The sequence below is a fragment of the Micromonospora sp. NPDC049529 genome, from assembly GCF_055586685.1.
This window is the reverse complement of sequence record NZ_JBVJHT010000016.1, coordinates 16776-28709: the sequence shown is the minus strand read 5'-3', so window position 1 is coordinate 28709 and position 11934 is coordinate 16776. Positions and strand designations below refer to the sequence as shown.

The 11934-nt window shown below is 71.4% G+C and carries 11 protein-coding genes and 1 pseudogene; 4 read left to right on the top strand and 8 right to left on the bottom strand.

Annotation, left to right across the window (positions count from 1 at the left end):
- Window positions 1-6 precede the first annotated feature (6 nt).
- Window positions 7-1359, top strand: coding sequence for an MFS transporter (locus ACZ6QQ_RS26325; protein WP_465879880.1), 1353 nt, complete (start codon window positions 7-9; stop codon window positions 1357-1359).
- 60 nt (window positions 1360-1419) lie between these two features.
- On the opposite strand, the gene ACZ6QQ_RS26320 is transcribed toward ACZ6QQ_RS26325, so the two are convergent.
- A complete protein-coding gene (locus tag ACZ6QQ_RS26320) occupies window positions 1420-2655 on the bottom strand; it encodes a Dyp-type peroxidase (protein WP_465879879.1) in 1236 nt (411 codons plus the stop codon).
- Window positions 2652-3263: a copper chaperone PCu(A)C gene (locus tag ACZ6QQ_RS26315; RefSeq protein ID WP_465879877.1), complete on the bottom strand. Its 612-nt coding sequence runs from the start codon at window positions 3261-3263 to the stop codon at window positions 2652-2654. The genes ACZ6QQ_RS26320 and ACZ6QQ_RS26315 overlap by 4 nt, the downstream gene beginning before the upstream one ends.
- A gap of 425 nt (window positions 3264-3688) precedes the next feature.
- Between ACZ6QQ_RS26315 and ACZ6QQ_RS26310 the strand changes: the two genes are divergently transcribed.
- Window positions 3689-4201: a hypothetical protein gene (locus ACZ6QQ_RS26310; RefSeq protein WP_465879876.1), complete on the top strand. Its 513-nt coding sequence runs from the start codon at window positions 3689-3691 to the stop codon at window positions 4199-4201.
- 15 nt (window positions 4202-4216) lie between these two features.
- Here the strand turns inward: ACZ6QQ_RS26310 and ACZ6QQ_RS26305 are convergent.
- Window positions 4217-4604: pseudogene (locus ACZ6QQ_RS26305) on the bottom strand (hypothetical protein).
- Between the two features lie 164 nt (window positions 4605-4768).
- Here ACZ6QQ_RS26305 and ACZ6QQ_RS26300 point away from each other — a divergent pair.
- Window positions 4769-5041: a hypothetical protein gene (locus ACZ6QQ_RS26300; protein WP_465879875.1), complete on the top strand. Its 273-nt coding sequence runs from the start codon at window positions 4769-4771 to the stop codon at window positions 5039-5041.
- 92 nt (window positions 5042-5133) lie between these two features.
- Window positions 5134-5784 carry a formylglycine-generating enzyme family protein gene (locus ACZ6QQ_RS26295; protein ID WP_465880042.1) on the top strand — a complete coding sequence of 217 codons (651 nt, stop codon included), beginning with the start codon at window positions 5134-5136 and terminating at the stop codon, window positions 5782-5784.
- 26 nt (window positions 5785-5810) lie between these two features.
- Here the strand turns inward: ACZ6QQ_RS26295 and ACZ6QQ_RS26290 are convergent, their stop codons facing one another.
- From ACZ6QQ_RS26290 to ACZ6QQ_RS26270, 5 genes are all read right to left on the bottom strand, one after another.
- Window positions 5811-7106, bottom strand: a complete 1296-nt coding sequence (locus tag ACZ6QQ_RS26290; RefSeq protein WP_465879873.1) for a WD40 repeat domain-containing protein — start codon at window positions 7104-7106, stop codon at window positions 5811-5813.
- Window positions 7107-7216: 110 nt separating this feature from the next.
- Window positions 7217-8866, bottom strand: a complete 1650-nt coding sequence (locus ACZ6QQ_RS26285; RefSeq protein WP_465879871.1) for a beta-N-acetylhexosaminidase — start codon at window positions 8864-8866, stop codon at window positions 7217-7219.
- The gene (locus ACZ6QQ_RS26280; RefSeq protein WP_465879870.1) at window positions 8866-9702 is read right to left on the bottom strand and encodes a carbohydrate ABC transporter permease; all 837 of its coding nucleotides are present in this window, start codon (window positions 9700-9702) and stop codon (window positions 8866-8868) included. The genes ACZ6QQ_RS26285 and ACZ6QQ_RS26280 overlap by 1 nt, the downstream gene beginning before the upstream one ends.
- Window positions 9699-10595, bottom strand: a complete 897-nt coding sequence (locus ACZ6QQ_RS26275) for a carbohydrate ABC transporter permease (RefSeq protein ID WP_465879868.1) — start codon at window positions 10593-10595, stop codon at window positions 9699-9701. Before ACZ6QQ_RS26275 ends, ACZ6QQ_RS26280 begins: the two co-directional genes overlap by 4 nt.
- Window positions 10596-11882, bottom strand: coding sequence for an extracellular solute-binding protein (locus ACZ6QQ_RS26270; RefSeq protein ID WP_465879866.1), 1287 nt, complete (start codon window positions 11880-11882; stop codon window positions 10596-10598).
- Window positions 11883-11934: the final 52 nt, after the last annotated feature.

Here is an 11934-nt window from a genome sequence, read left to right as displayed (position 1 = left end):
GACGGTATGGACGAGGCGGCGCGGCTTCCCCGCAGCGGCCTGCTCGCCTTCGCCGGTGGGTCGCTGGGCATGGGCACCTGGGTCACCGTGCCGGGCCTGCTGCTGCTCTACTTCCTCACCGACGTACTGGCGGTGGCGCCGCTGGTCGCGGGGATCGTCCTGCTGCTGCCGAAGATCGCCGACGTGCTGCTGCACCCGTGGATCGGGCACCTGTCCGACGCCGACCTGGCCCGCCACGGACACCGCCGGCTGCTCATGACCGTCGGGTGTGTCCTGCCGGTGGCCTTCGTCGGGCTCTTCCTGGTGCCGGGCGGGCTCACCGGCACCCCGGCCGCGGCCTGGGTCGCCGTCGCGTTCGTCGCGGGAAACCTGCTGTTCGCGGCGTACCAGGTGCCGTACCTGTCCACCCCCGCCGACCTCGCCATCGGCTACCACGAGCGCACCCGGTTGATGGGTTTCCGGATGGTGGTGCTCACCGTCGGCATCCTGCTCAGTGGCGTACTCGCACCGATGCTGACCGGTGGCGAGCACCCGACCCGTGGCGGCTACGCCCTGATGGGCCTCGTGCTCGGTGCGTCGATGCTGGTCGCCCTGCTGATCGGCATCACCGGCACCCGGCGACTGACCACGGCCGCCCCGACCCCGGTCACCGCCGCCGGGCACCGGGCGGCCGGTCTGCGTACGCTGCTCGTCGCACTGCGCGACCCGCAGTTCCGCTGGCTGGTCGGCTCCTACCTGGCCATGTCGACCACCACCCACCTGGTCCTGGCCGCCGTGCCCTACTTCGCCAAGTACGAACTCGGCCGCCCCGGCCTGACCACCGTGCTGGTCGCCGCGTTCGTCGCCCCGGCCCTGATCGCCACCCCGGTATGGGTCGTCGTGGCCCGCCGTACCGGCAAGCAGCCCGGACTGCTCGTCGCGCAGGGCGCCTTCGTCCTCGGATCGCTCGTGCTGGCGCTCGGCAACGCCGCCGGCCTGCCCGTGCTGGTCGGCGCGGTGGCGGTGCTCGGCATCGCGTTCGCCGCCATGCAGTTGCTGCCGTTCTCGATGGTCCCGGACGTCATCCGGGCCGGAGGCGCCGACGGCACCAGCCGGGCCGGCACGTACACCGGCGTGTGGACCGCGGCCGAGGCCACCGGCGGCGCGCTCGGCCCGTACGTCTACTCCGCCTGCCTGGCCGTCGGCGGCTTCCTCGCCAGCGGCGCGGGCACCGAGGTCGTGCAGCCGGAGTCCGCGCACACGATGATCCGGCTCGGCTTCGGCCTGGTCCCCGCGGCGCTGATGGTGGTCGCGATACTGCTCCAACGCCGGTACACGCTGGACCGCACGCTGCGCCGGGCCGAGAGCACCGTCGGGTGACGGCGGGGCGGATCCGGCGGGCCCCGAATCCGGTTGCCCGCGGCAGAGCCGGGGCATTCGTCAGCCGAGGAGCTGCTCACCGACCCAGCCGCCCGGTACGCAGCCGGGCGGGATGGCGAAGACCGCCGAGCCGATCGGAGTGGTCCACTCGTTGAGCAGGTCCAGTTCGGCGAGGCGGCGTTGGATCGGCAGGAACTGCCGTTCGATGTCCGCCTGGTACGACGCGAAGATCAGCCCGGTGTCCGGGTGGCCGTCCGGGTTCGGCACCCCGTCGTAGTTGTACGGGCGACGCAGGATGCGCAGCCGGTCGTCGGTGACATGGGCGCGGCTGAGGTGGGAGAAGTCGGGGATCGCCGGCAACCCGGTGGCATCGGTGGCGGCGAAGTCGGGCGGGTCGTGTTCGGCGGTGCCGCTCAACGGTGCCCCGGTGTCCAGACGTCGGCCGACGGCGAGTTCCTTGTCGGCCCGGCCGAGCAGGTCCCACGTCTCCATCTCGGCCCGGATCCGCCGCAGCACCAAAGTGGTGCCGTCGCGCAGCCAGGCCGGGCCCTCGGGCACCCAGACGGCCTGCTCGAAGGCGGTGGTGCCCGGTTTCGGGTTGGCGGTCCCGTCGAGCTGACCGAGGACGTTGCGTTGCGTCTGTGCCTCCGACTGGACGCCCCGGCTGCGGCGGAAGCCCTGCTGGACCCAGCGCACCGTACCGAACGGACGGGCATCCTTGATCAGCATCCGCTGGGCGTGGGCGACGGTGAGCGGGTCGTCGGCACAGATCTGGAGCAGCAGGTCGCCACCGGACCAGGCGGGTTGCAGCCGGTCGATGGGGAACGCCGGCAGTTCGGCGACGGACGCGGGACGCCGGTCGTCGAGGCCGGCGGCCCGGTACAGCCCCGGTCCGAAGCCGAAGGTGACGGTGAGCCGGGCGGGAAGCACGGCCAGCTCCCGTTCGGTGTCGGCGAGCGCCGGCTCGCCCCGGGTCAGCCGGGCGGCGTCGTCGCAGAGCAGGCGCATCAGCCGGACCAGTGCCGCCCGGTCGGTGTCCCGACCGAGGGTGAGGCCGACGAACGCGGCGTGCGACTGCGGCTCGGTGGCGATGCCGGCCTGGCGGGGACCGTGGAACGGTTCCACCGCCGTGCCGATCGCGGCGGCGGGGACGGGACGGCCGCTCGGTGGTACGCCGTCGGTGGCGTGGACGGCGGCGACCGTACCCGCTCCGGCGAGGATGCCGCCGACCGCGACCGATCCGCCGGTGAGCAGGTGCCGCCTGCTCACCGGGCGGCGCGTGGACCGGTCCGTCATGCCGGCGGGCTCATGCTCGGTGCGGCGCCGGGACCCGCACCGGGATCCATGGTCATGCCGGTGGCCGGGTCGTAGCTCTCCCCGGCGCCGGCGAACGGCTTGACGATGGCCGTGAACTCGGCGGTGCCGCCGTCGGCGAAGGTCAGGGTGAACGTGACCTCGTCACCGGGCCGTACCGGCTGCGCGAGTTTCATCAGCATCAAATGGTCGCCGCTGGGCTCCAGCGCGTGGCTGCCGTGGGCCTCGACCACGAAGCCGTCGGCCTTGGGCTGCATGACCATCCTGCCGTCTTTCATGGTCATCTCATGCAGTTCCATCGGGGACACCGACGACGTTGCGCTCACCACGGTGATGTCGGTGTCGCTGTTGTTGACCAGGGTGCCGAACGCGGCCGTCATTCCCGAGTCGGCCGCCTTGACCCAGGGGTCGCGCAGGCTGAACGGGCCGCTGGTCGGCGAGGCGGCCGGGCCGGGTCGGTCGGTTGTGGACGGCTCGGAACCGCCGCAGCCGGCCGCCCCGCCGAGCAGGGCCAGGGACGCCACGGCGGCGCAGGCGATGGTCAGTAGTGCGGGACGCCGTCGTGGGACCGGCGACGCGGCTGTGCTCATGTACGTCCTCTGCCTTCAGGATCGCCCACCGGGCGTTGTGCTGTTCGTCCTGTTGGTCGCCGCCCGCCCCGGTGGAGTTCCCGTCGGTTGGTCATCGGGTCGGGTCGGTTGCCGGCTGGCTACCGCCGTCCGGCCGGAACTTGTTGCCCAGAGTTGGTGTGGTCGAGCTGCCGTTGGCCGGCCGAGCCGGGGGAGAACGCTCGTAGCGGAACAAATGGCGACGACCGGGGTCGGTGCCGCGACGAATCCGCCCGCGCATTCCAGAAATGGATCACGTACACCGGTATCGCGGTTAGCCGACAGGGCGTACGGTGACCGTCCGTTCGTTCCGGCCATCGCGACAGTCGTACGTGGACGGCGCTGAGACGAGGCTGACATACTCCCCTCGGAGTGCCCTCGACTTCTTTCAGTGTCACGGAGCGCGCATGAGCTTTCTGAGCGAGGCCCGGCACAAGCTCGGCTTTCATACCGGCGAATGGACATACGACGCTGAAAAGCGGTGTGAGCAGACATTTGACTGTACGGGATGCCCGAGTGTCCGACATCGGACCCATCACTCGCTCGACGAGTGGCACCGGCGTACGCCCTGCGACGAGGCGACCTGCGGCATGGTCCGTACCTGCCGGGTCTGCCGGGAGATCGAATTCCGGCCGCAGCACGAGTTCACCTGGCGCTATTTCAGCGAGTTGCCGGAGCTTCCGGACTTTCCCGCGAAGGTCAAACTCGCGAAGGTGATGTTCCAGGGGCCCTGCAAGCAATTCTCGCTCTGCGAGCACTGTCGTAAGTTGGAGAACACCAACTACCGCGTCTGGCACGACATGGGTCCGCCGACGGTCGGCGGAACCGAGCACGTGGACATCGGTCCCGGCGGTTTCGACAGCCCGGTTTACTACCAGGCGTGCCGGGTCTGCGACAAACGCATACGGTCCGGGGCCTGATCGGCCCACGGCAGCTCAACGCCGGGCGAGTTCCGACTGGAGCCGCTGGACGAGCGTCTTGCGGGCCTTGCCGTCCATCTCGCGCCGCAGCGCCGACCGGAGTTGGCGGGTGTCGAGTTTGCCAGCTCCTCCCAGGCCCGCTTGGGCAGGTAGCGACGTGTCTCGCCGTCCTGGCGCGCCCGGGTGTCGCCCTCCTTCGTCTGCCACTGCTGCCCACCCAGCGTTGCAGGGACTTCTGCCGCTCGTCCCTCGGGCTCTCGAAGCTCCCGCCGTGCCTCTTGTACTCCTGGGTGAGCAGCTGCGACTTCCGTGCCGACCACTGGCCCTGTCGACCGCCCCGGTCGGAGGCCTTGATCTCTTCCTTCAGCTGTTCCCTCAGTTCGGGCTTCGTGTGCCGCGCCATACACCGCGCCTACCCGTGGCACCGGGGCGTATGCCTGTCGGCGCCGTGCCGACGCGGTTCGACGGGTTGCGCGGATGGCGACAACCTTCCCTGGTTACGGACATGTTTCATTGATGGATGACTATCTTTTTGGGGTCTGGAAGCACCGACTCCGAGGAGAAGCCATGCGTAGAGTTCGGACCGTTGTCGCGCTCGCCTGTGTCGGCGGTGCGCTGTTGATCGGTGCCGGGTCCCCGGCACACGCCACGGCGGCCGCGGATCGTGCGGCGCCGGTCGCCGCCATCGACGCGTACCAGTTCGGCGTTTACTACACCGTCGAGGCGTGCCGCTACTTCGGCGACAGTCTCGTCCGGGGCGGAGCGTTCAGCTCGTACTACTGCCAGTACCAGTGGAACTCGACCGACCAGGCCGGGTACTGGCACCTGTACGTCTCGTAGCCCTCGCCAGCCCCGTCGGGCGGTAAATACGCCGGCCACGGGAACCGGCTTCGGTAGGGTCGCTTCCCGTGGAGACGAGCGCGGGTACGGTGATGGTCGCCATCGGGGCGGGACGGGTGACCCTGTCCGACCGGCGGACCCAGCACAGCTGGTCGGTCGAGCTGGCGCCATACCGGCTCGCGGCGGTCCCGGTCACCCAGGACCAGTACGCGCTGGTCACCGGCGAACGCCCGAGCGCGGCCCGGGGGGACCGGCTACCGGTCGAGCAGGTCACCTGGTGGGACGCGGTCCGGTACTGCAACACCCTGTCGGTGCGGGAGGGGCTGACGCCCGCGTACCTGCTCCACGCCGACGGGGAGGGCATCGACTGGGACCGCTCCGCCGACGGGTACCGGTTGCCGACCGAAGCCGAGTGGGAACACGCCTGCCGCGCCGGCACCACCGGCCCACGCTACGGAACACTCGACGAGATCGCCTGGTACCGCGACAACTCCGACGAGCGGGTCCACCCGGTCGGCAGCAAGCAGCCCAACACCTGGGGCCTGTACGACATGCTCGGCAACGTCTGGAACTGGTGCTGGGACATCTACGACGCCGAGGTCTACGGCAGCTACCGGGTGCTGCGTGGCGGCGGCTGGTTCGACGAACACTGGAGCTGCCGGGCCTCGGTCCGGCGACGGAGCTTCCCGACGTACCGGATCGACGACGTGGGCTTCCGCGTTGCCCGCTCCGGCCCAGCCTGACCGGGAGAACCGCCCCGCCGCCGTACCTAGCGACCCGCCGACCGGGGCTCGGACCAGTGCGTCGGCCGGGGCCGGAACCGCACCAGGACGACGAGCAGCAGCGTCACGCCGATCGTCGCCGCCCAGAGCCAGAACCACGGCCCGACCCCGGAGGGCGGATCGGCCGTACGGGTGCGCCCGCCGTGCACCACCGAGTCCGCGACGTCGATGCCGAGCACCCGTTCCGGTGCCGTGAGCAGTGTCCTCGGGGCGGCGGCCGGGGTCAGGGCGAGCACCCGAACCGTACGGACGTCGCCGTGGGCCGTCGCCCGCAGCGCGCCGCCCCCGGTCGCCACCGGTTCCGGCTCGCCCGCGACCACCACCGCGCCACCGTCCGGGTCCCAGCCGAGCAGTCGGATCGCGGTCACGCCGACCACAGCCGGCAGAACCGGGCCGGCGACCGGCATGCCGGTGCCGTGGTCGACCCGTCGTAGCACCCATCCGTCGGCCTCCGGCTCGGCCACCGTCAGGGCGGTCCCGTCCGGTGTCCAGGCGCCCTTGCCGGCGAGCCTGCTGCCCGGCGCCGGGGCGAACGCGGAGAGGACCCGACCATCGAGGTCGGCGACGGTGATCGTGCCGCCGAACTGGTACGCCAGCCGCCGCTGGTCGGGCGCGAACGCCACGGTGAAACCGTCGTACGACAGGGGCCCGGTGACGAGTCGCGCACCGGTCAGCCGGTGGCTGTCCCGCCCGTCGACCCTGACCACGCTCAGCACCGAGTCCATGCCGCTGCGTTCCGGGTTGACCGGAACCGTTTCCCGCACCGCCAGCCGGCGCCCGTCCACCGACCAGCCGAGCGGCACCGTGAGCGCGCTGCCCGGAGTCGGCCCGGCCAGACACCGCCGCCCGCCGGTGACCAGATCGACCAGCCCGACGCAGCCCTGGTCACCGTCCGAACCCGGGTACGCGATGGTGCGGCCGTCGGGGGAGAGCAGCACCTGCTCGCCGGCCGGGGCCTCGAAGCCGACCTCGAACCGCCGGTACCGGTCGGTGTCGGCGCCGACGACGCCGACCACCCCGTCCTCGTCCCCGCCGGTCAACCCGGCCGCCCGACCGGTGAACAGCACGGCGGCCGGCCCGAGCCGGGGCCGGTCGGAGGTGTGCAGGGTGCCGATCACCGGTACGCCGATCCGGTCCGGCAACGCGCCGATCGTCGTACCCGTGGATTCCGCGACCGCGCGGGCGGGCAGCGCGACCGGCACGACCGTGCCGACGACCAGCAGCACCGCTGCCGCCGCGATCCCCGACCGACGGCGGTGTCCGGCCGGTGTTCGTGTACCCATCCGACTGATGGTGCCGTAGCCGGGCAGGGGTGTCCATGATGGGCGGCCGTGCAGGGTGTTCACGACGTGCCACGGCGCGCGTTGCCACCGATGGGCTCCCGGCCCGCCCGCTACTCGGCGATCCCGTTGCGGGCAGGGGTGGTCGGCGGTAGGACGTTGCGGGTGAGCGCGGCGAGTTCGGCCGCCCGGTCGGTGCGCTCGCGTGGCCAACCGGGTGCGTCCGGGCGCCGCTGCCAGGGGAGCGGTCCACCGGGCGGTCGGTACTCGACGCCCAGCGCGTCGAGGCGGCGCAGGTGCCGGGTGAGGCGGTCGTCGAAGCCGTCCCAGGGCGCCGCGCCGGCCGGTGACCAGACCGCCTCGGCGAACGCCGACAGGCGCGGGAAGGCCAGGTAGTCGACCGCGCGCGGGTGGTCGGCGTGCTCGGTCCAGATGTTGCACTGTGCGCCGAGGACCCGGTGGCGCAGGTCGGCCGGCAGGGCCGCCGGCTCCGGCTCGAAGGCGCGGACGTCCCGGACGGTGAGCACGGTGCCGACCGGGACGGGTTCGTCCGGGTGGTCGGACTGGCGGTAGTCCAGGTAGGCGGAGCTGTCCCAGCACGCGACCACGTCGTGCCCGGCGCGTACGGCCGCGACCGCCAGTGCCGGGCCACGCCAGGCCGCCACCGTGGCGCCTGGCGGCAGGTCGCCCTCCAGGATCTCGTCCCAGCCGAACAGGGTGCGGCCGTTGGCCGCCAGGTGGCGCTGGAACCGGGCCACGAACCAGCCCTGCAACTCGTCGGTGTCGCGCAGGCCGAGGTCGCGCAGGCGCTGCCGGGCGGCCGGGCTGGCCCGCCACTCGTCCTTGACGCACTCGTCGCCGCCGATGCCGATGTGCCGGCTCGGGAACAGTTCCATCACCTCGTCCAGCACGTGGCGGAAGAAGGTGATCGTCTCGTCGGAGACGTTGAGCACCCGCCGGGAGACGCCCCAGCGGGTCGACACTCCCACCGGCTCGCCGGGGTTGTTGCCCAGTTCGGGGTAGGCCGCGATCGCCGCCTGGGTGTGGCCGGGCAGGTCGATCTCCGGCACCACGGTGACGAACCGCTCGGCCGCGTACGCGACGATCTCGCGCAGGTCGTCCTGGCTGTAGTAGCCGCCGTGCGGGCGACCGTTGAACCGCTCGTGCTGACGTGATCCGACCATCGACTCGGGGCGCCATCCGCCGACCTCGGTCAGCCGCGGGTAGCGCCGGATCTGCACCCGCCAACCCTGGTCGTCGGTCAGGTGCAGGTGCAGCACGTTGAGCTTGTGTGCGGCGAGCAGGTCGATCAGGCGTCTCACACCGGCGACCGGCATGAAGTGCCGGGCCACGTCGAGCATGCAGCCGCGCCAGCCGAACCGGGGCCGGTCGGCGATGTCGACACCGGGTACGTCCCACGGGCCGGAACGCACCGGCGCGCGACGGTAGACCTCGGGCGGCAGCAGTTGCCGTAGGGTCTGCGCCCCGTAGAAGACCCCGGCGGGAGAACCGCCGGTGATGGTGATCCGCTCCGGGCGTACCCGGAGCAGGTATCCCTCGGCGGGCAGCGCGGGATCGACGGTGAGGCGGACGGTGGAGTCGGCGGCGGTTCCGGCGCCCAGCGGCAGGCCGGTGGGGCGGCGCAGCGCCCCGGTCAGCCAGTGGGCGACCCCGGCGCAGGCCGGGTCCGCACCGATCGTCGTGGCCTCGGTCAGGGTGAACGAGCCCGCGCTGGTACGGGTCTCGACCGGCAGCGGCAGCATCAGTCCTTCACCGCCCCGCCGAGCCCTGAGACCAGCCGGCGTCGGACCAGGATGAAGAAGACCAGCACCGGGATGGTCATCAGGGTGGAGGCGGCCATGATCCCACCCCAGTCGTTCTCGTCCGGCTTGAAGAAGACCAGCAGCGCGGCGGGCAGGGTCTGGTTCTCGGTGGCGCTGATGATGAACGTCCGGGCGAACAGGAAGTCGTTCCACGCGGTGATGAAGGAGAACACCCCGGTGGCCGCGAGACCGGGCGCCACCAGCGGGAACAGGATCCGCCACAGGATGGTGAAGCGTCCGGCGCCGTCCAGGGTGGCCGCCTCCTCGATCTCCTGCGGCACCGCCGCGACGAAGCCGCGCAGCATCCAGATCGCGAACGGCAGGCTGAACGCCAACTGCACCAGCACCAGCGAGCCGAGCGTGTTCAGCCCGACGCCCGGCACGGTCCGCCCCAGGTCGCGGATCTGGAAGAAGAGCGGGATGCTCAGCGCCTCCACCGGCACCATCTGGGCGGTCAGGAACAGCACCAGGATGGTGGTCCGGGTGCGGAACCGGTGGCGGGTCAGCGCGACCGCCGCCAGGAACGAGATCAGCGCGCTCAGCGCGACCACGGTCAGCGCGACGACGGCGCTGTTGAGGAAGTAGCGGCCGAAGCCGCTGACGCCGAGCGCGGCGCCGAAGTGGTCCAGGGTCGGGTGCAGGGTCCACGGGCGCGGGTCGGCCGACCGGATCTCCCCGGTCGGTTTGAGCGCCGACAGCACCATCCAGTAGATCGGGAACACCGTGACGGCCGCGACCACGATCGCGACGGCGTCCGCGAGGCGGCGGCGGATCACAGCACCTCCCCGGTACGGCGCAGCGCCCGCAGGTAGAACAGGGTCACCGCGAGCAGGATCACCGTCATCACGATGCCGATCGCCGAGCCGAGGCCGTACTGGGACGAGGCAAAGGCTTTCTGGTACGCGTACACGTTGAGCACCAGGTTCTGGCCGGCGATGCCGCCGCCCGCGGTCATCACGTAGATCTGGGTGAACACCTTGAAGTCCCAGATGATCGACTGGATCACCACGATCACGATCAGCGGGCGCAGGATCGGGGCGGTGACCCGGCGGAACGTGGCGAACGCGCCCGCGCCGTCGAGTGCGGCGGCCTCCAGCACCGATGCCGGCACGGCCTGGATCCCGGCGTACAGGGTGATCATGACGAACGGGAACGAGTGCCAGACCACCACGGCACCGACCAGCGCGAACGCCACTTCCCGTCGATAGAACCAGTTGTAGCCGTCGAGCCCGAGCACCTCGTTGACCAGGCCGAGGTTGCTGTCGAACAGGAACGCCCAGACCACCGAGCCGGTCATCGCCGGGGCGGCCCAGGCGGTCAGCGCCGCGAACGACAGCACCGCCCGCGCCACCGGGCCGATCCGGGTCAGGAGTACGGCCAGCGCCGCGCCGACCGCGAGCGTGGCCAGCACACAACCGGCGGCGAAGAGCACCGTCTGGCCGAGTACGACGCGGAACGTCGGGTCGTCGGCCAGTGCCCGGAAGTTGCCGGCACCGACGAACCGGGCCGGCTCGGCGCCGCTCACCTGCGGTTGCCCGTACTCGAACAGGGAGAGCAGGCCCAGCTGGTACAGCGGGTACGCGAACATCGGCACCAGTACGGCGAGCGCCGGCAGCAGCAGCCACAGCGGGGTCAGCCGCTGCCGGCGGATCGTTGCGGGGACCGTCATCTACTTGCCGAAAGCCGCGCTGATCCGGGTGTTCGCCTCGGCCGCCGCCGCGTCGACGGTCGCCTGCTTGGTGATCACCTTCTGGAGCATGGTCGGCAGGATCTTCTCGGCGTCGATGGTGGTCCACGCCTTGTCCACCGGCACGAACCGGGTCCCCGCCGTCATCGTGTCGACAAACGGTTTGAGCTGCGGATCCTTTGTGATCACCTCGGTCCGGGCGGACTTCATCGCCGGCACGAAACCCATCGCGTCGTAGAGCTTCAGCGTGTACTTCCGGCTCGCCAGCAGTTGCATGAACTCGACCGCCAGGCTGCGGTGTCCGGTGGAGCGGAACACCCCGAGGCTGCTGCCACCGGCGAAGGCGGGCGCGATCGAGCCGGGCTTCGCGCCGGGCAGCGGGACGACGGCGTACTTTCCCTTCACCGCGCCGGCCTCGACGGCGGAGCGGTTGAAGTTGCCCAGGATGCCCATGCCGGCCCGACCGGCGGCGAACGCCTCGACGGTGCCGCCGCCGGTCAGGTCGACGCACTGCCGCGCCGGGCAGATGTCGTCGCCGAACAGGCTCGTGTACGCGGTGATCCCGGCCTTCGACGCCGCCGAGTCGATGGTGGCGGTGTACCCGCCGGTGGAACCGGTGGCGATGTCGCCGCCCGCGTCCCAGACGAACGGCAGGGCGCCGAAGACGTAGAGCCCGCCGACGGCGATGCCGAGCATGTCCTTGCGTTCGGCACGGATCTTCCGGGCCGTGGTGACGAGTTCGGCGTACGAGGTGGGGGGTGTCAGGCCGAGTTCGGTGAAGACGTCGGTGCGGTAGTAGAGCGCCCGGACGCCGATCCACCACGGGACCCCGTACGCCTTGTCGCCGACCGTCACCGTGTTCACCAGGTCGGCGGGGAGGTCGCCGGCCTCGGACCAGGTCTTCAGGTCGGCGCTGACGTCGGCCATGCCGCCCGAGGCGACGAAGTTGGCCAGGTCGGTGTTGCCGACCTCGGTCACGTCCGGGGCGCTGGCCGGGTCGTTGAGCGCCCCCTTGTACTTCTCGGCCCGGGTGTCGGTGGCGAGGTAGCTGACGTCGACCGTCACGCCGGGGTGGGCGGCGGTGAACTCGGTGACCGCGTCGGCGACGACCGCCTCCTTGGCGGCGCGGTTCGCCTCGTCGAACAGCCAGACCCGCAGGGTTCCGGTCTTGGCGTCGGCGCTGTCGGTGGGGGTGCCGGTCGACGGGGCGCAGGCACCGGCGGCCAGGGCCAGGGCGAGCAGCGCGGTGAGTGCTCGGGGTTTCCGCACGGACTCTCTCCTCTCCAGTAACGAGCCAGGTTCGTAATTTGGCTGGATCGGT

Coding starts and splice junctions, on each gene's coding strand:
- ACZ6QQ_RS26295 (WP_465880042.1), top strand. CDS start 5,134: ATGGTCGCCATCGGGGCGGGACGGGTGACCCTGTCCGACCGGCGGACC.
- ACZ6QQ_RS26310 (WP_465879876.1), top strand. CDS start 3,689: ATGAGCTTTCTGAGCGAGGCCCGGCACAAGCTCGGCTTTCATACCGGC.
- ACZ6QQ_RS26320 (WP_465879879.1), bottom strand. CDS start 2,655: ATGACGGACCGGTCCACGCGCCGCCCGGTGAGCAGGCGGCACCTGCTC.
- ACZ6QQ_RS26285 (WP_465879871.1), bottom strand. CDS start 8,866: ATGCTGCCGCTGCCGGTCGAGACCCGTACCAGCGCGGGCTCGTTCACC.
- ACZ6QQ_RS26325 (WP_465879880.1), top strand. CDS start 7: ATGGACGAGGCGGCGCGGCTTCCCCGCAGCGGCCTGCTCGCCTTCGCC.
- ACZ6QQ_RS26290 (WP_465879873.1), bottom strand. CDS start 7,106: ATGGGTACACGAACACCGGCCGGACACCGCCGTCGGTCGGGGATCGCG.
- ACZ6QQ_RS26315 (WP_465879877.1), bottom strand. CDS start 3,263: ATGAGCACAGCCGCGTCGCCGGTCCCACGACGGCGTCCCGCACTACTG.
- ACZ6QQ_RS26275 (WP_465879868.1), bottom strand. CDS start 10,595: ATGACGGTCCCCGCAACGATCCGCCGGCAGCGGCTGACCCCGCTGTGG.
- ACZ6QQ_RS26300 (WP_465879875.1), top strand. CDS start 4,769: ATGCGTAGAGTTCGGACCGTTGTCGCGCTCGCCTGTGTCGGCGGTGCG.